We start from the raw sequence: 15,831 nt of genomic DNA, 5'->3' as shown, positions 1-15,831 counted from the left end.
GATGGCCGTGCTCGTCACCGGCGCCAGCGGTTTCTTGGGCTCGCACGTGCTCGAGCGGCTGGCCGCGTCCGGCACGCTGGCGCTCGGGCTCGGCCGCGATGAAGCGTGCTGCGCCGCGCTGGAGGCCGCCGGCCATCGCATCGTCCGCCACGATCTCGTGCGGCCGCTCGACGGCGCGCTCGATCCGAGGCTTGGCAGGGTCGAACGGATCATCCATTGCGCGGCGCTCTCCTCGCCTTTCGGACGCCTCGCGGATTTCGAGGCGGCCAATGTCACGGCAACGCGCAACCTTGTCGATTTCGCACAGCGGCAGGGTGTCAGCCGCTTCGTCCACATCTCCACCCCGTCCGTCTGCTTTGCCTTCCGCGACCAGCTTGGGCTCAGCGAGGACGCGGCCTTGCCGGAGCCCGTGAACCACTATGCCCGCACCAAGCGCGAGGCCGAAAAGATCGTGCTCGGCCAGCCAGATGTCCATCCGCTGGCGCTGCGGCCGCGCGGCATCTACGGCAAAGGCGACCACGCGCTGCTGCCGCGCCTGCTCAAGGCGGCAAGAAGCCGCCCGCTGCCGCTGTTTCGCGATGGCCGGGCGGCCATCGACCTCACTTATGTCGACGACGTCGTTGACGCAGTGATGGCGGCGCTTGCCGCGACCGGGGAAGCGGAATGCCGGATCTTCAACATCTCCGGCGGCGAGGTGCTGCCGGTCCGCCGCATCGCCGACGAGGCCTGCGCCCGCGCCGGTCTCCAGGCGCGCTGGCGGCCGACGCCGCTCAAGCCGGCGATGCTGGCGGCGGGCCTGATAGAAGCAGTGGCGCTCCGGTTGCCTGGACGGCCCGAGCCGCCGGTCACCCGCTATGGGCTCGGCCTCTTCGCCTATGCGCAAAGCCTCGATCTTTCCAACGCCAAGCGAGTTCTCGGTTGGACGCCGAAAATCTCGTTCGAACAGGGGCTTGACCGCACTTTTTCCGGCGGTGCGCAGGCATGAGGATCGTCTTCGCCAACAGCGCCTGGGTGAGCGCTGCCGAGCGATTGATCCTGCGCGGCGGCAACTGGCAAAGCGTCAGGCTGCGCGTCCGTTACGGGCTGTTCTTTCACCCGGCTGCCGGGCCGGTGCTCATCGACACCGGCTACACACCTGAGGCGTTGAGCGACGCGCGGCGCAGCCGCATGCTTCGGCTCTACGCTGCGCTGCTGAAACCTCAAATCAACGCCGCCGAGCAGGTCCTGCCGGTGCTGCGGCGTTTCGGCCTGTCGCCCGACGACATCCGCACGATCACCGTCACCCATTTCCACGCCGACCACATTTCGGGCCTGTCGCTGTTCCGCAACGCGCGCTTCATCGCCAGCGACGCCGCCTGGGCGCGGGTCAAGGCGCGCAGCCCGAGGCAGAATCTGCGCCACGGCGTCTTCACCGAACTCTTCCCGCCGGATTTCGAGGCGCGGCTGGAGGCGTTGTCCGCGAAGCGGCGAGTCGAGGCGCGCGAAGGCGCGCCAGGCGGCGCCGATCTTTTCGGCGACGGCAGCGTGATCGCGGTCGATCTTCCAGGACATGCCGACGGCCAGTTCGGCCTGCTGTTTACCGGACCGGCCCGGCCGCTGCTCTACGCCGTCGATGCGCAATGGCTGCTCAATGCCTTGACCCATAACCGCACGCCGGGTTTCCCGACCACGTTAATCGCCGAGGATGCCGCGGCGATCGAGCCGACCAGCGCCATGCTGCGTCGCTTCCTCGCCTCAGGCGGCGAAGTGATGCTCTGCCATGATCCCGCTCCGACATCTTACGACCTCGCACCGGAGGCCGCATGAACGGGCTGGCGGAAGCGGCAGGCTCCTTCGCGCTGACACGCTGGGTCTCGCGCAAGCCCCGGCCCGACTTCGAGCGCTGGCAGGCGGCGGCCTTGCGGCGCTTCCTGAACGGCGACCTGCCGCGCGCGCCCTTTTACGGCAAGCCGCCGGCGCGCCTCAGCGATCTGCCGGTCACCGACAAGGCACTGCTGATGGCGCGCTTCGACGAATTCAACATCCACCGTCTCACCGCCGCGCAAGCCTGGGCGGCCCTGGCGGGCGAGGGCCGCGCAGGACCGCTCACTATCGGCGCCAGCACCGGAACATCGGGCAATCGCGGCCTGTTCGTGATTTCCGAGGCCGAAAAATACCGCTGGCTGGGCGCGGTCCTGGCCAAGGCGGCGCCCGATCTTCTATGGAGCGGCATGCGCGTCGCGGTCATACTGCCGCAGAATACCGGGCTTTACGACAGCGCCCGCAAATCGCGCCTGATCAAGCTCGCCTTCTTCGATCTGACATCAGGGCCGGAGAGCTGGCGCGGCGCGCTCCAAGCCTTCGACCCGACGGTGATTATCGCGCCGCCGAAAGTCCTGCGGCATTTCGCGAGCGAGGGTTTCCGTCTGCGTCCGAAGCGTGTCTTCTCGGCGGCTGAAACGCTGGATCCGGTTGACCGTCCGGTTATAGAGGATTTCTTCCGGCTGCCGCTCGATCAGATCTACATGGCGACCGAAGGCCTGTTCGCGGTCACCTGCCGCCAGGGCGGACTGCACCTTGCCGAAGACTCCGTATTCTTCGAATTCGAGCCGGCGGGCGAGGGCCTGGTGACCCCGCTGGTGACGGCCTTTCGCCGCCGGACACAGATCATGGCGCGCTACAGGATGAACGACCTATTGCGCTTGTCCGAAGAACCTTGCCGCTGTGGTTCGCCGCTGCGCAGCGTCGACGAGATCGTCGGCCGCATGGACGATGTGTTCCGGCTCATGTCGCCGGACGGACCGGTCCTCGTCACGCCGGATGTGCTGCGCAACGCCGTGCTCAAGGCCGATCGCCGCATCGACGATTTTCGTCTTGTCCAGACCGGGCTGGACAGGATCGAGCTCAGCCTTCCGCCGACGCTTCCGGACGACGCGGCAGCTGCCGCGCATCAAGCTGTGCTAGCGTTGCTGGAAGCAAGAAAGGCGGTCGCCGCCGTCACGCTCGTCCGCGCGCCGCTGCCGCTGGAGACAGGCCGCAAGCTGCGTCGCGTCGAAGCCCGCCTGGAGCGCGCGCGATGAGCGGCGCGGCGATGGCGCAAAGGCCTGTGCAACAGGCCGACCGGGTCGAGAACAAGCCGGCAAAGGTCGAGACTTTTGTAAGGCTTTTCAATGAGATGCCGGTGCGCCACCTCATCGCCAATCTGGACACGAAAGTCGAGACGTTCGAAATCGCCGGAGGCATTTTTCCGCTGACGTTGAACGACGAGGGCAAGGCGCACAACTGCTATATCTGCTGCCCGACCAGCGCCTATATCGACTACGCGATGGATGAGACGCGCAACTTCGCCGCCCATCCTCTGCTGCGGCGCGCGCTGAGTACTCTGATTGGAGTCTGCGCGCCGCTGGTCAGGGCAAGCGGCCTCGACCGTCAGGCGCAGGTCAACAACTGGCTCTATTCGACCAATCCGGTGCCGCTGCTCGACGGGCCGGCGATCGCGTCGCTGCGCGCGGCCTTGACCGCGCGTTTCCCCGATCGCGCCATCGTCATCCGCTCGTTGAACGACATCGCCGACCCGGCGACCATTGCCGCCTTGAGGGCCGAGGGGTTCCGCATGCTGGCGGCGCGCCAGATCTACATCTTCGCCGATCGCAGCGCCGCGCCCGCAATGACGCGCGACATGAAGCGCGATCGCGCCCGCTTGCGCGCAACACCGTTTGAGCGGGTCGGCAATGGCGATTTCACCGAGGCCGATTATGCGCGCGCCGAGCAGCTCTACGCCATGCTCTATCTCGACAAGTACACGCCGCTCAATCCGCACTACACCGCCCGCTGCATCGCCGAAATGCACCGGCGCGGCATCATCAGCCTGGCGGGATTGCGCCGGCCGGCAGGCGAGCTGGTCGCCGTCACCGGCCTGTTCGAAAACGGCGGCACGCTGACCCAGCCCATCGTCGGCTATGACACCAGCCTGCCGGTCGCCGGCGGGCTTTATCGCATGATGATGGCGGTGGCGCAGGACCATGCCACGGCGCGCGGCCTTTTCTTCAACATGAGCGCGGGTGCCGCAGATTTCAAACGCCGGCGCGGCGCTGTCGCCGCGATCGAATACAACGCCGTCTATGCCGGGCATCTTGCGCTTCGCCGACGCATGGCGATCCGCGTCATGGAGACGGTGCTGGCATGGGTCGGCATCCCCCTCCTCAGGAGCTTCGAATTGTGAGCGAGCGCGGCAGGGAAGCCTGTTGGCAGGCGGTGGCGCTGTCCGCCGATATCGGCAAGCGGCCGAAGCGCATTATGCTCGATGGCGAGCCGGTGGTGCTGTTCCGCTCGGCGCAAGGCATTGCGGCCCTGTTCGACCGCTGTCCGCACCGGCTGGTGGAGCTGTCGACCGGCAAGATCGTCGGCGGCGAGATCGAATGCCCCTATCATGGCTGGCGTTATGACGGCGAGGGACGCTGCACCGCGATCCCCGGCCATGTCGGCGCCATGCCGCATTACCGGGTCCGTCGCTTTGCCGCGATCGAGCGCGACGGCGTCGTCTTCATTTCTTCCGGCTCGCCGACGAGCGAGCCTTACCTGCACTGCATGCAGGGCAAGGATGTCATCGTGCGGCGGGTGCGCTCATCGACGCAGTCGACGGTCATCGATGCGGCGGAAAACATCCTCGATGCCACCCATACCCATTTCACCCACAAAGGCCTGCTGCGCGGCCTGACCTCGAAGCGCCACCTGGTGCGGGTCGAGGTGACCGGCGGCGAGGGCTGGGTCGAGGCCTGCTACACCGGCGAGGACCGTCAGCAGGGCCTGATCAGCCGGCTCTTGGAAGGCGAACGTGCGAAGACCATCGGCCGCTTCCGCCATCCCGGCATCGCCGAGCTCGAATATTGGGGCAGGGACGGGCTGGTCTTAGCCACCACCTTCCATCTGCGCCAGGCGGATAAGCACACCGTCGAGGGTATCGGCTGGCTGATCGGCCGGCGCCAAGGCCTGCTCGGCGAGCTGAAGGCGCTGGCCTTCAAGCCGCTTTTCAACATCGCGCTGCACCAAGATCGCAGGGTGCTGAAATCGGCCAGCGACAACGCCCGGCTACCGCCGCAAGCCCTGCCGGTGATCGGCCCGCTCGACTTTCTGCGCCGCGACATCGCGGCGATCATGGAGGGGAAGATGCCGGCGGCGGCGACTGAGGCAAGGGTGCATGAGATTGAACTGTGAATTATAGTTCACATATCTTGATTTGCTTGTATCTGTGAATTATAGTTCACATATGATCGATGTTCGGCAGACCGAGGAATTCAGGAAGTGGCTGCGGGACCTCAAGGATATCCGGGCTGCCAGGAAGATCGCTCAGAGGCTTATCCGTGTTGGGGCCGGTCTGTTGGGGGATGCCAAATTCTTCGAAGGCATAGGCGAGCTTCGGATCGACTACGGGCCGGGTTACCGCGTCTATTTCGTCCGGCGCGGCAGCACCATCATCATCCTGCTTTGCGGAGGTGACAAATCCTCCCAAGACAGAGACATCAGAAAAGCCAAGCAGATGGCAGACGAGGTTTAATATGGCTCTCAAAACCACACCGTTCGATGCTGCTGAATATTTCGACGACGCGGAGTCCCAGGCCGAACTCCTTGCCGACGCCTTCGAAACCGGCGACGCAACCTATATCGCGCACGCGCTTGGTGTTGTCGCCCGTGCGCGCGGTATGACAGCTGTAGCCAAGGATGCTGGCGTTACGCGCGAAGCGCTTTACAAAGCGCTGAGTGAAAAAGGCGATCCACGCCTCAGCACGCTGCTCGGTGTAACCAAGGCGCTGGGCTTGCAGCTCGAAGTCAGGCCGATCGGCCCTGGCTCGCTCGGAGCTTGAATCGCGTCAACAAGGCCCATTCCACTCGATATCGCGCGTCGACGCCGCCTGCAGGCTGATCCGCTCGCGCAACGCCATTTGTGCAATCTCCGCCAGCGCCGGCCATTGCGCCTTAACCGGCGCTGAATCTTCCGGCCAATTGAGCAATTCCTGGCCCCCGCGCATCGCCTTTCGGAATTCGCCAAGCCCGCCCGAACGCAGCGCCACCGGCAATCCGTAAATCCACATCGCGAGCCGCACCGTTTGCGGGGCGATGACGTCGGGCGTGAGTTCCCGACCGTCGCCGAGCACGGCATCCACAAAGCGCGCGGGGTCGCGAAAGAAATGCAGGCCGCTCACCGCGCGCGGATTGCATTCGAGCGGCAGCACACGGCCGCCCGGCTCGCGCATCATGTCGAAGGAAATCTGCCCGGTCCACGTGGTGCCGGCCACGATCCGCTCGACCAGCTCGCGCGCGGCCTCGTCCTCGACCCGCTCGAAGAAGATGCCTGCGCCCTTTCCGGCACGATAGAGCGATCGGTAGAGCGCGAGCGCCTTGAGCCTGCCCTGGCGCGCCATCGCATAGGCGCTGATCTCCTCGCCCTCGACAAAACGCTGCGCCACCCAGGGCATGGCGGCCGAGGGCGCGATCGCATCGAGCGCTTCGGGCGGCGGACGCAGCAGCACATGGCTGGCAAAGCGCGACCAGACCGGCTTGAACGCCAGCTCGCGAGAGCGGCCGCGCACGACCTCCATATCGCTACGCGAGCTGAGCAGCGTCGTTTCCGGCACCTCCAGCCCGAGCCGTTCGGCGAGCCGGATGAAGCTGTGCTTGTTGTGGACCTCCGCCAGCAGCTCGATATCGGGCGCGAACATTTTTGCCGGCATGCTCCTGCCGCGCCAGGCAAGCGCAAGGTGAAAGACCTCCTCGCAGGTCGGGACGACGAGGCCGATGCCCTCGGCCCGGATCAGCTCCTTAACCGCATCGGCATAGGCCCGCGGCTCGAAGCGCGGCGGCGGCAATCGATGATAACGCGCGCAGGCTTTGCTCGCCGCCGCGATCGGCCGCGCCGGCGTGTCGGCCAGGATCACCCTATGGCCCGCGCCATGGAAAAGGCGCGCCAGATGCAGCGCAACCGGTGCCCGCGCCCCGGTAATCAGCATGGATCCGTCAGCCCCCGGCATCGCTCATTCGCGTCGTTCCCGTCGCGAGAAATCGTTGCGCGAAATCGGCGTGGTTGGCAACGCGGGCAGCGATCGGTGCCGGAGCGGCAAGATCATTTCTTACGCGGCTTCGCCTTCTCGGCCGCCGGCTTGCTTTGGCCAATGCCAGCCTTCGCCCTCGCCATGCGTGGCCTGCGGCCGCGCCACATAGGCGAGCGCGCCATTGGCCTCGAGATAGACGCGCGACAGCATCTCGGCGAGCACGCCCGATGTCACCGCCTGCAGCGCGGCGATCACCAGGAAGAAGCCGGTGATGAGCATCGGTCGCGTGCCGATGTCCTGCCCCCAGAAAACCTTGATCGCTAACAGATAGGCAAGGATCAGCGAGCCGAGCACGCCGAGCACGATGCCGATGCCGCCGAAGAAATGGCCGGGCCGCGTGCGGTAGCGCAGGAAGAAGAACATGAAGACGAGGTCCAGCACCACGCGGAAGGTGCGCGAGATGCCGTATTTCGACTGGCCGTGGATGCGGGCGTGGTGCGTCACCACCTCCTCGGCGATGCGGCGCGGCGTCGTCACCGTCGCGAGCCAGGCCGGGATGAAGCGGTGCATCTCGCCATAGAGCCGCACGCTGCGGATGACGCTGCCGCGGAACACTTTCAGGCTGCAGCCATAGTCCTTGAGCTGCACCCCGGTGACGCGCGCGATCAGCCTGTTGGCGATGCGCGAGGGCAGGCGGCGCATCCAGAAGCCTTCCTTGCGGTCCTTGCGCCAGCCGGCGACGAGGTCGAGATCCTCGGTCAGCAGGCGGTACACCATGCGCGGAATGTCGAACGGATCGTTCTGCAGGTCGCCGTCGAGCGTCGCGATGACGTCACCGCGCGCGGCGTCGAGGCCGGCTTGCATGGCGGCGGTCTGCTTGTAGTTGCGCACCAGCTCCACGCCATGCACATGCGGCCCGTATTGGGCCGCCAGCCGGCGGATCTCGGCGGGCGTGGCGTCGGTGCTGCCGTCGTCGACCAGCACCACTTCCCAGGGCTGGCTGTAATTTTCCATCGCCTGATGGATGCGGACCAGCAGCGGCTCGACATTGTCGGCTTCGTTGTACATCGGGACGACGATGGAGAGCTTGTGCTCGGGCATGACGGCGCCCTCGGGCAATCCGGAGGCCGGAATGGGAAGCACGTTCATCGCGATCATTTCCTTGCCGGCCCCGCCGCCGGGGTTTCCGGCAGCGTCGATTTCGAGGGGAACAGCCAGGCGATCGCACCGGTTGCGACCGCCGAGCACAGGATGAAGAGATGCAGCGCGAGCGCGGCCTGCAGGCCGTCCTTCATGGCAATGCCGGAATAGAGCAGTGCGGCGGCGGCGCCCGCTTCATAGGTGCCGAAACCGGCGACACCCTGTACCGGCAGGATGGCGGCCGCCTCTGCCCCGACCGCGCCGGGAAAGGCGGTCTGGAACGAGGTGTCAAGCAGCATGGCGAGCAGCCAGCCCTGCACGCCGAGCTTCAGCGCCCAGTTGGCCATCGTCCACCACCAGCCGTAGCGCGAGCGTCCGGTCGCTTCGGTGAAGATGTCGCGCAATTTGCCGAGCTTCGAGACGATTCTGCCGCCCGCCGTCCAGTTGTGCGGCGCGCGCGCCCAGCGCGGCAGGTACCATGCGGCGGCGATCAGCGCCGCGATGCCGGCGGCCCGCAGCGCCGGATGCAGGCCCGGCCAAACCAGGCAGGCCAGCACCCCGACGACGAAAGCGTCCTGCAGCCTGAACCACAACAGCGAAGCGCCGGCGCGCACGATCGGCACGCCGAACACCTGGCGCAAAAGGATCGGGAAGGCCGTCTCGCCGCCGCGGAACGGCACGACGTTGATCATCGCATTGTGGACCAGGATGACGCGAAGCACGGCGCCGAAGCGGCCGTTCACGTCGTCGCGGAACTCGTCGCAGACACGCAGCGCCCTGAGCACATAGGTGACGAACAGCGCCGCCGCGACTGCCGCGAAGGCGCCTGGCGTAATGGAGGCGAAGGCATCGCCGACCATCTTCCAGCGCTGGTCGCTGGCAAGCCATGCCAGCAGCGCCAGAGTGACGATTATCGATATCGCTCGCTTCAAACAGGTCTCCAACGGGCCGCCCGGTCGGGGCGGAAGCGCCATTCGAGGGCCTGCAAAGGGGGCGCTCTCGAATGTCGGCCCGACCGGCGCTGGTCCGATATCGGATCCGTGCCGGCTTTTTCAAGGCGCTGTTCCTATAGAGCAATTCCAGGAAAAGTGTGAGCGGTTTTCCGTCCGGAATTGCGTCGAAACAAAGAGATAGAGCGGTTCGCCGTTTCCGTGAAACGGCGAAACGCTCAAGAGCAGCGGCGCCGGCGAATCCACAAGCTTGGTTGGAGCAGCGATTGGGGGCGGCGAAAGCGGGCGGACATCGCGTCTGCCCGCTTTGCCGTGATAAGCTCTACTCTCCGCCCATCTCTTTCTTGAACTGATCGAAATCGACCTGCATGCCATTGAAGATGGTGCTCCAATGGCGCGTCAGTGCCGCCATGGTGACGGCCTCCTGGATCTCCTCGTCGGTGGCGCCGGCGTGCTTGGCGTTCTGGGTGTCCGACCAGATGCAGTAGCTGCAGGGGATCTGCGCCGCGACCGCCAGCGAGATCAGCGACTTCTCCTTCGGCGTCAGCGCCGTCTTGTCGCTGAGCTCGATGGCCTTGACCTCGGCCCAGGCGCCGGGCAGGCCGGCCTTGGGGAACTGTTTGATGAAGCTCGGCACACCGCCCATCGTCGACTGGATGTCCTTCAGCGCGGTGTCATAGTCATCGGCGCGGGCGGGCGCGGTGGCGAGCACTGCGGCAGACACGCCCGCCACGGCGATCAGCGAGGCGAAGCGAAGGCAGGAATGCGCGGTTGAGACGATGCGAATGACTGACATGATATTCTCCTCTGGTTTTTGTTAGCCTTACGATGTAAGGTGTGCGGAAGATGAACCTTACAGTGTAAGTTGTCAAGCGCCATGGATGCACCGAGCAAAAAAAAGCGACCCCGCGGGAAACTCTCCCGCGAGATGATCGAGGACGCCGCCTTCGAGGTGATCGAGCGGGAAGGGCTTTCCGGCTTTTCGATGCGCAAGCTCGCCGCCAGGCTCGGCTGCGAAGCGATGAGCATCTATCACCACTTCCCCTCGCAGGCGCATCTCTACGAGGCGCTGGTTGACCACCAGATGAGTGGGCTTGTGATCCCCGACGGCAGCCTGCCCTGGCGCGAGCGGGCCCGCATCGGCATGCAGGAATTCCGGCGCGTCGCTACCGAGCACCCGGCCTTTGCGCCGTTCATCGTCGTCTACCGCATGAACTCGCCGCCCTGCCTCGCCAAGCTCAACGCCATCATCGGCCTGTTCGAGGATGGCGGCTTCGGCCCCGAGCTCAGCGCCCGCCTGTTCCGCGCCGCAAGCTACTATCTGATGGGCGCGATCCTCGACGAGACGGCCGGCTACGCCAAGGGGCCTTCGGCGGTCACCACCGTCAGTAACGAGGAACTGGCGCGCGACTATCCGAGCGTCATGAAAGCCGGCGCCTATTTCGGCGCCGCCAGCTTCGACAAAACTTTCGAGCTTGGCCTGGAAATGTTTCTGGACGAGATGGAGCGGGTCCGCGAAGCTGCGCGAAACGAACCCGTCAAAAAATAGCAGCGATCTCGCTCAGAAGACCAAGGCTTGAATGCGCTTCCTGTGTGTCCTTCTCCTCATCGCCGGTGCCGCCATCGGCATCTTCTATCCCTGGGCGATGAGCAATTTTTCCGGCCACGCGATCGGCACGTATCGGGTCTATGAGGGCGGCCGCTTCAGGCCCGTCACCGTGCAACTTGCCGCAAGCGACGCTCCGGTAAGGGTGTTGGTCGACCTGACCGCGCGGGCCGAGCGCGTCGCGGGTCAGCAGCGCACGGTGCTGACGCTGACCGCGGCGCATGGCGGCCGCACGGTGCTGGCCTCGGCGCTCTCCTTCAACCACACGGACAATCCGCGCCAGGCCAGCCCGCAACTGCCCGACAAGATCTTTCGCGACGAAGCCGGCGTCATCGATAGGGTCACGCCCGGTCCTTACCTCTTCACCGTCGAACCCGGCGATGCCGACGGCATCGACATGCGCGCGGTCGATCTCATCCTGCGCGCCGGCACCGGCTCGATCGACGAACGCGCGCAGCCGGCCGGCTATACGCTGATGGGCGTCGGCCTTGCCGGACTGGCGCTGTCGCTGGTCTTCGGGCGCCGCGGCGGTGGCCCGAAAAACCCCAATTCGCAGCCGCCACCGCCGCGCTGGGGCCGCAACGGTTCGCCACGAGCATGATGCCGAAAAGTGTGAGGCGGCTTTCGCTCGACCTCATGCTCTCTGGAGGTAAGCACGCATGAATTATCGCCACGCCTACCACGCCGGCAATTTCGCCGATGTCGTCAAGCATGCCGTGCTGGCGCGCCTCGTCGAATATCTCAAGCAGAAGGACAAGGCTTTTCGCGTCATCGACACCCATGCCGGCATCGGCCGCTACAATCTTGCCTCGGTCGAGGCCGGCAAGACCGGCGAATGGCAGACCGGCATCGGCCGGCTGGTCGAGTCCGCGCTCGAGCCGCAAGCGGCGGCGCTGCTTCAGCCCTATCTGGAAGCGGTACGCACGCGAAATCCCGACGGCGGCCTCAAGCACTATCCCGGCTCGCCGCTGATCGTGCGCCATCTCCTGCGCAACCAGGACCGGCTGACGGCGATCGAGCTGCACCCCCAGGATGCCGCGCGGCTGAAATCCGTCTTCGTCGGCGATTTCCAGACAAGGGTGATCGAGCTCGACGGCTGGCTGGCGCTTGGCGCGCAATTGCCGCCGAAGGAAAAGCGCGGCCTCGTCCTCATCGATCCGCCCTTCGAGGAGGAGGGCGAGTTCTCCAGGCTCGTCGAAGGCCTGCAGAAGGGGCATCGGCGCTGGCCGGGCGGCATCTACGCGCTCTGGTACCCGATCAAGGACCGCAAGGCGGTCATCGCTTTCCGCACGGCGTTGAAGGGGACTGGCATTCCGAAGCTGCTCGACATCGCCTTCGAGATCCGGCCCGCCTCGAGCGAGCCCAGCCTCGATGGCAGCGGGCTGGTGGTGGTCAATCCGCCCTACACGCTGGAACGCGAATTGAAGGTGCTGTTGCCGGCCCTCCACAAGGTTCTCGCCGTCCGGCAACCGTCGCGATGGACCCTCGATTGGCTGGCGGGCGAGTAGGGCGCCGCCTTACGCCAGCGCCGAGGGCGTCAAGCCGGTCAGCCGCCGGCTTTCGCGGATCAGATGCGCCTGGTCGGCATAGCCGGCCTCAATGGCGAGCAGCGCGGTCGAGGCGTCGCCTTGCTGTCGTTGCAAGCGCCGGTACCGATGGAAGCGCAGGATACGGTCGAGCGTCTTCGGGCCATAACCGAAGGCGTCCTCGAAGCGACGGCGCAGCGTCCGTTCGCTCATATGCAGCTGGCGCTGCAGGAAGGAAACCAGCGGCGTTTCCGGCGGCAAACCTTTGTGGATGACGTCGAAGGCCCGGCCCATCTGCGGGTCGAGCGCATCGCGGCCTTCGGTGTGCACGCCGACCGCCTCTTCCAACTGCCGCAGCATGGCCGGCAGATCGGTCACAGCCTTGATGCGATCCGACAGTTCGCGGGCACGCGTACCCCATAGCTCCTGGAGATCGAGCCGCCCGCCGACGATTTCGCTGGCCGGCACGCCGAGCCAACCGGCGGCTGCGCCGGGCCGGAAGCGGAAGCCGACGATCACCGCCCCGGCCGGCGGCGTCTCGATCTGCGGCTCCTTGTCGGGTCCGGCCACCCGGAAGCGGCCGTCGATCCATTGCAGGTCGATCGTTGCGTCCGGCGTGATGACGATGGGCGGAACGGCGTGGTCGTCCATGCGGTGGACCCAGACCGCGCAGAAGGCAGCGGCAAGGCCGCCAGCGACGGGCCGCTCGCGAAAGACGCCGGTGGTCTGCGCCAGGACCGGTTCCATTCTCTCTCCGATCTGCTCCAGCGGGAGTTGCCGGATCGGTGCGACGGTCATTTTGGCCGAAATATTGAATGCGGGCCACGTCATCCATGGCAAAACGGACGCAACGTCACCGCGCTTCACGCGCTCGCATCAGACCGCATCCGTTTGCGGCCGTGGTCACGAATATAGAAAGGAGTGAGAGAAATGAAAGCTCGCATCACCGTGTTGACGCTCGGCGTCGACGATCTGGAAGCGTCGCTCAAATTCTATCGCGACGGCCTCGGCCTGCCGACGGAAGGCATCATCGGCCGGGAATTCGAACATGGCGCCGTCGCCTTCTTCGAACTCGCAGGCGGCTTGAAGTTCGCCATCTTCGAACGGTCCAGCATCGCCCATGACGCGACGGTGCCGCAGAGCGGCCGCAGCCCGACCGAGCTCACCATCGGCCACAATGTCGGCAGCGAGGCCGAGGTCGATGCCGTGATGGCCGAGGCCGTCAAGGCCGGCGCGCGCGTCGCCAAGCCGGCGCAAAAGACCTTCTGGGGCGGCTATGCCGGCTATTTCCAGGATCCCGACGATCATCTGTGGGAGGTCGTCTACAACCCGGCCTTCATTCCGCTGGATTGAGCAAAGCAAAGCGCGTCGTCGAGAGAGGAGGCCGCCATGCCCGTTCAATCCATTCAAGCGCTTGGCGCTCTCTTCATCGGCGGCGTGTTCGTCTTCGCCGGCATCGAGCATTTCCTGAAATTCGGAGCGATGCGCGACTATCTGGCCGCGCAGAAATTTCCGGCGCCGGCCTTGATGCTGGCCGTCGGTTCGATGGTCGAGGCCGTCGCGGGTTTCCTGCTTGTCATTGGCATGGCCCGGCCCTTCGCCGCCGGCGCGTTGGTCGTCTTCACGCTGGCGACGAACGTCATGCTGCTGCATTTTTGGGCCGTGGAGGAGCCGGAGAGGCAGGTCCTGCGCAACGCATTCCTGATCAACATTGCCGTCATCGGCGGGCTGCTGCTTGCCGGCACGTTTTGATGAGGTGGCGATGTCGGGAACGAAGCTTTGCGGAAACCCAAGTCTCTTTCGAAAAACCTTTATTTCGGGTAGTGTCTCAGTCTGTGAGCCCATTAGTAAAATATTATGGCGCTTGGTTAGTATTCGCAGCGCTAGTCGTTGTCGAAATCTCTGTTCTTGACAGCGATTTTGGCCATAAATTTGAGACATTTTTCTTTGGGCAGGCCGGGTTAGTCGTTTATGCGTGCTGGCTTGTCCGCTGCCCGCAATGTGGCCTGCGCCTCCACGCTGGGCGCGTTTGGTATCTCCGCCGCACTCCGGGCCGTGTTTGCCCCAACTGCGGCCATGACTTGCTCTCGCAACGAATTTCAAACTGAGACACCACATTATTTCGCGACCGCTTGACCGCCGCCAAGCGAATCCGCACAGTGCGCGGAACCGACCTTGAGAGGCTGTCATGACTCGCTTCGCCCATTCCGCCCTTGCCGCGCTGATTTCGCTATGCACCCCATTGGCCACATCGCTGGGCTTCAGCCAGGCGGCGCAGGCCGCCGATCTTTCCGTCTACAGCGGCGACGACGGCAGCGTCTGCGGCGAGGCCTGGGTGCTGAGCAAGATCACCGACCGCTTCTCCTATCAAGTGCATCACGTGCCGCATCTGCCCGACGTCGCGATCACCGATTTCCGCAACATCCGCCAGCATCGCTATGAGCCGGCGAGCGACGAATGGCCGATCGGCCGCCATTATTGCCGCGCCACCGTCAACCTGACGGACGGCCGCGACCGTTCGATCTTCTACCTGATCGAGGAAGGTCAGGGCTTTGCCTCGATCGGCGACAATGTCGAATTCTGCGTCTTGGGCTTCGACCGCTGGCTGGTGTATAACGGCCGCTGCCGCGTGCTGCGATAAAGTTTCGTCGGCCGATAGATTGGTGAGGTAGGCGCTCTACGGCGGCCCGGCTTCGGCGTTCAGCTGCATTCTGTAGAGTTGGTGATTGGCGAAAGCCGGCGCGCCAACTGATCTCCCCCCTTGTGGGGGAGATGTCCGGCAGGACAGAGGGGGGCGCTGTCCCGCCGACCTGTCGGAAGTTGGCTTCTGGCTTTCAGAGGTCCGCCGCCGGCAGTCCTGCAAGCAGCTCCCGCTCATAGCTGTTCCGCTGCCGCTCGCTCAGGCTGCCTTGCGGCCCGATACGTAAGCCTCGATCAACTCGACCAGTTGCTTCTGCAATTCCGGCGCGTCGAGCATGTTGCGCCGTGCCGCATTGTGGATCACGCCCTCGATCGCCGAGGAGAGCACGCGCGCCATCGTCTCGGTATCCTTGCGGCGCTTGCGATACTGCGCGACGGCCGCCGCATAGTGTTCGAGATAGCGCGCCTGGAACGAGGCATGCGCGGCGCGCGAGCCGCGGTCGCCGGGCGCTTCGTCGAGCAGCACCTGGTGCAGCGTCGGATGGATCGAGTGCGCGCCGATCATGCCGCGCACCAGCTCGCGCGCGAACTGCCTGAGCGGCTTCTCGTCGGCCGCCGCTTCGCGAATCACCGACAGCACATGATCGAAGTGGCGGCGCCGGATCGCTTCGACCAGGGCGAGCTTGTCGGGGAAATATTGATAGAGCGAGCCGATGCTGACGCCTGCGGCCTCTGCCACCTTGTTGGTGGAAAAGCCTGCCCAGCCGAGCTCGCTCAAAACGTGAGCACCGGCTTCGATGATCGCCTCGACGGTGGCGATCGAACGCGCCTGGCGCGGCTGCTTGCGCATGCGTGCGGCCGGCTTTGCAACGCGAGTAGACATGCTGGGCCCGTCTCCCGAGAATATAGACAGGATACTCACATTCATTTCACCAACGCAAATG

Annotated in this window: 19 protein-coding genes; 13 read left to right on the top strand and 6 right to left on the bottom strand. The window is 65.2% G+C overall.

What is annotated here, in order from left to right; all coding sequences use genetic code 11:
- Position 1 precedes the first annotated feature (1 nt).
- From FJ425_RS25770 to FJ425_RS25740, 7 genes are read left to right on the top strand one after another with little or no spacing between them, the layout of a single operon-like run.
- On the top strand, positions 2–985 hold the full coding sequence (locus tag FJ425_RS25770; RefSeq protein ID WP_140636007.1) for an NAD(P)-dependent oxidoreductase: 984 nt from the start codon (positions 2–4) through the stop codon (positions 983–985).
- Positions 982–1,806: an MBL fold metallo-hydrolase gene (locus FJ425_RS25765; RefSeq protein ID WP_140636005.1), complete on the top strand. Its 825-nt coding sequence runs from the start codon at positions 982–984 to the stop codon at positions 1,804–1,806. Before FJ425_RS25770 ends, FJ425_RS25765 begins: the two co-directional genes overlap by 4 nt.
- A complete protein-coding gene (locus tag FJ425_RS25760; protein WP_140636003.1) occupies positions 1,803–3,059 on the top strand; it encodes a F390 synthetase-related protein in 1,257 nt (418 codons plus the stop codon). The genes FJ425_RS25765 and FJ425_RS25760 overlap by 4 nt, the downstream gene beginning before the upstream one ends.
- Positions 3,056–4,201: a GNAT family N-acetyltransferase gene (locus tag FJ425_RS25755; RefSeq protein ID WP_140636000.1), complete on the top strand. Its 1,146-nt coding sequence runs from the start codon at positions 3,056–3,058 to the stop codon at positions 4,199–4,201. Before FJ425_RS25760 ends, FJ425_RS25755 begins: the two co-directional genes overlap by 4 nt.
- A complete protein-coding gene (locus tag FJ425_RS25750; RefSeq protein WP_140635998.1) occupies positions 4,198–5,193 on the top strand; it encodes a Rieske 2Fe-2S domain-containing protein in 996 nt (331 codons plus the stop codon). The genes FJ425_RS25755 and FJ425_RS25750 overlap by 4 nt, the downstream gene beginning before the upstream one ends.
- Before the next feature lie 52 nt (positions 5,194–5,245).
- Positions 5,246–5,533 (top strand): type II toxin-antitoxin system RelE/ParE family toxin, encoded by a 288-nt coding sequence (locus tag FJ425_RS25745; RefSeq protein ID WP_140635996.1) that lies wholly within the window; start codon positions 5,246–5,248, stop codon positions 5,531–5,533.
- A gap of 1 nt (position 5,534) precedes the next feature.
- Positions 5,535–5,840 (top strand): addiction module antidote protein, encoded by a 306-nt coding sequence (locus FJ425_RS25740; RefSeq protein WP_140540881.1) that lies wholly within the window; start codon positions 5,535–5,537, stop codon positions 5,838–5,840.
- 6 nt (positions 5,841–5,846) lie between these two features.
- On the opposite strand, the gene FJ425_RS25735 is transcribed toward FJ425_RS25740, so the two are convergent.
- The 4 genes from FJ425_RS25735 to FJ425_RS25720 form a co-directional block, all read right to left on the bottom strand.
- The gene (locus FJ425_RS25735; protein ID WP_246678002.1) at positions 5,847–6,983 is read right to left on the bottom strand and encodes a hypothetical protein; all 1,137 of its coding nucleotides are present in this window, start codon (positions 6,981–6,983) and stop codon (positions 5,847–5,849) included.
- A 120-nt stretch (positions 6,984–7,103) separates the two neighbouring features.
- On the bottom strand, positions 7,104–8,174 hold the full coding sequence (locus FJ425_RS25730; RefSeq protein ID WP_140726895.1) for a glycosyltransferase family 2 protein: 1,071 nt from the start codon (positions 8,172–8,174) through the stop codon (positions 7,104–7,106).
- A gap of 5 nt (positions 8,175–8,179) precedes the next feature.
- On the bottom strand, positions 8,180–9,097 hold the full coding sequence (locus FJ425_RS25725; RefSeq protein WP_140726892.1) for a lysylphosphatidylglycerol synthase domain-containing protein: 918 nt from the start codon (positions 9,095–9,097) through the stop codon (positions 8,180–8,182).
- A 340-nt stretch (positions 9,098–9,437) separates the two neighbouring features.
- Positions 9,438–9,911, bottom strand: a complete 474-nt coding sequence (locus FJ425_RS25720; protein WP_140726889.1) for a carboxymuconolactone decarboxylase family protein — start codon at positions 9,909–9,911, stop codon at positions 9,438–9,440.
- 132 nt (positions 9,912–10,043) lie between these two features.
- On the opposite strand from FJ425_RS25720, the gene FJ425_RS25715 reads away from it, so the two are divergent.
- The 3 genes from FJ425_RS25715 to FJ425_RS25705 are packed head-to-tail and all read left to right on the top strand — an operon-like array spanning position 10,044 to position 12,229.
- Positions 10,044–10,664 (top strand): TetR/AcrR family transcriptional regulator, encoded by a 621-nt coding sequence (locus FJ425_RS25715; RefSeq protein ID WP_246676251.1) that lies wholly within the window; start codon positions 10,044–10,046, stop codon positions 10,662–10,664.
- Positions 10,665–10,695: 31 nt separating this feature from the next.
- Entirely contained in the window at positions 10,696–11,322 is a 627-nt protein-coding gene (locus FJ425_RS25710) for a hypothetical protein (protein ID WP_140726886.1), read from the top strand.
- 58 nt (positions 11,323–11,380) lie between these two features.
- Positions 11,381–12,229 (top strand): 23S rRNA (adenine(2030)-N(6))-methyltransferase RlmJ, encoded by an 849-nt coding sequence (locus FJ425_RS25705; protein ID WP_140726883.1) that lies wholly within the window; start codon positions 11,381–11,383, stop codon positions 12,227–12,229.
- 9 nt (positions 12,230–12,238) lie between these two features.
- Here FJ425_RS25705 and FJ425_RS25700 read toward each other — a convergent pair whose 3' ends face one another.
- A complete protein-coding gene (locus FJ425_RS25700; RefSeq protein ID WP_140726880.1) occupies positions 12,239–12,994 on the bottom strand; it encodes a helix-turn-helix domain-containing protein in 756 nt (251 codons plus the stop codon).
- A gap of 183 nt (positions 12,995–13,177) precedes the next feature.
- Here FJ425_RS25700 and FJ425_RS25695 point away from each other — a divergent pair, with 183 nt between their 5' ends.
- The 3 genes from FJ425_RS25695 (at position 13,178) to FJ425_RS25685 (ending at position 14,888) form a co-directional block, all read left to right on the top strand.
- Complete coding sequence (locus FJ425_RS25695) at positions 13,178–13,600, top strand: VOC family protein (RefSeq protein WP_140726877.1); 423 nt, start codon at positions 13,178–13,180, stop codon at positions 13,598–13,600.
- A gap of 36 nt (positions 13,601–13,636) precedes the next feature.
- On the top strand, positions 13,637–13,999 hold the full coding sequence (locus FJ425_RS25690) for a DoxX family protein (protein WP_140726874.1): 363 nt from the start codon (positions 13,637–13,639) through the stop codon (positions 13,997–13,999).
- A gap of 436 nt (positions 14,000–14,435) precedes the next feature.
- Entirely contained in the window at positions 14,436–14,888 is a 453-nt protein-coding gene (locus tag FJ425_RS25685; protein WP_140726871.1) for a hypothetical protein, read from the top strand.
- A gap of 258 nt (positions 14,889–15,146) precedes the next feature.
- On the opposite strand, the gene FJ425_RS25675 is transcribed toward FJ425_RS25685, so the two are convergent.
- On the bottom strand, positions 15,147–15,737 hold the full coding sequence (locus tag FJ425_RS25675) for a TetR/AcrR family transcriptional regulator (RefSeq protein ID WP_140541114.1): 591 nt from the start codon (positions 15,735–15,737) through the stop codon (positions 15,147–15,149).
- Between the last annotated feature and the right edge of the window lie 94 nt (positions 15,738–15,831).

The sequence above is a fragment of the Mesorhizobium sp. B2-7-2 genome (genome assembly GCF_006440775.1).
Taxonomy (GTDB): Bacteria; Pseudomonadota; Alphaproteobacteria; order Rhizobiales; family Rhizobiaceae; genus Mesorhizobium.
The sequence above is the reverse complement of the archived record's forward strand: the minus strand, read 5'-3'. Positions and strand labels throughout refer to the sequence as shown.

What these genes read in the sequence shown, in the direction of transcription:
- FJ425_RS25770 (WP_140636007.1), top strand. Translation starts at nt 2, where the DNA reads ATGGCCGTGCTCGTCACCGGCGCCAGCGGTTTCTTGGGCTCGCACGTG.
- FJ425_RS25765 (WP_140636005.1), top strand. Translation starts at nt 982, where the DNA reads ATGAGGATCGTCTTCGCCAACAGCGCCTGGGTGAGCGCTGCCGAGCGA.
- FJ425_RS25760 (WP_140636003.1), top strand. Translation starts at nt 1,803, where the DNA reads ATGAACGGGCTGGCGGAAGCGGCAGGCTCCTTCGCGCTGACACGCTGG.
- FJ425_RS25755 (WP_140636000.1), top strand. Translation starts at nt 3,056, where the DNA reads ATGAGCGGCGCGGCGATGGCGCAAAGGCCTGTGCAACAGGCCGACCGG.
- FJ425_RS25745 (WP_140635996.1), top strand. Translation starts at nt 5,246, where the DNA reads ATGATCGATGTTCGGCAGACCGAGGAATTCAGGAAGTGGCTGCGGGAC.
- FJ425_RS25740 (WP_140540881.1), top strand. Translation starts at nt 5,535, where the DNA reads ATGGCTCTCAAAACCACACCGTTCGATGCTGCTGAATATTTCGACGAC.
- FJ425_RS25735 (WP_246678002.1), bottom strand. Translation starts at nt 6,983, where the DNA reads ATGCTGATTACCGGGGCGCGGGCACCGGTTGCGCTGCATCTGGCGCGC.
- FJ425_RS25730 (WP_140726895.1), bottom strand. Translation starts at nt 8,174, where the DNA reads ATGAACGTGCTTCCCATTCCGGCCTCCGGATTGCCCGAGGGCGCCGTC.
- FJ425_RS25720 (WP_140726889.1), bottom strand. Translation starts at nt 9,911, where the DNA reads ATGTCAGTCATTCGCATCGTCTCAACCGCGCATTCCTGCCTTCGCTTC.
- FJ425_RS25715 (WP_246676251.1), top strand. Translation starts at nt 10,044, where the DNA reads ATGATCGAGGACGCCGCCTTCGAGGTGATCGAGCGGGAAGGGCTTTCC.
- FJ425_RS25710 (WP_140726886.1), top strand. Translation starts at nt 10,696, where the DNA reads ATGCGCTTCCTGTGTGTCCTTCTCCTCATCGCCGGTGCCGCCATCGGC.
- FJ425_RS25705 (WP_140726883.1), top strand. Translation starts at nt 11,381, where the DNA reads ATGAATTATCGCCACGCCTACCACGCCGGCAATTTCGCCGATGTCGTC.
- FJ425_RS25700 (WP_140726880.1), bottom strand. Translation starts at nt 12,994, where the DNA reads ATGGAACCGGTCCTGGCGCAGACCACCGGCGTCTTTCGCGAGCGGCCC.
- FJ425_RS25695 (WP_140726877.1), top strand. Translation starts at nt 13,178, where the DNA reads ATGAAAGCTCGCATCACCGTGTTGACGCTCGGCGTCGACGATCTGGAA.
- FJ425_RS25690 (WP_140726874.1), top strand. Translation starts at nt 13,637, where the DNA reads ATGCCCGTTCAATCCATTCAAGCGCTTGGCGCTCTCTTCATCGGCGGC.
- FJ425_RS25685 (WP_140726871.1), top strand. Translation starts at nt 14,436, where the DNA reads ATGACTCGCTTCGCCCATTCCGCCCTTGCCGCGCTGATTTCGCTATGC.
- FJ425_RS25675 (WP_140541114.1), bottom strand. Translation starts at nt 15,737, where the DNA reads ATGCGCAAGCAGCCGCGCCAGGCGCGTTCGATCGCCACCGTCGAGGCG.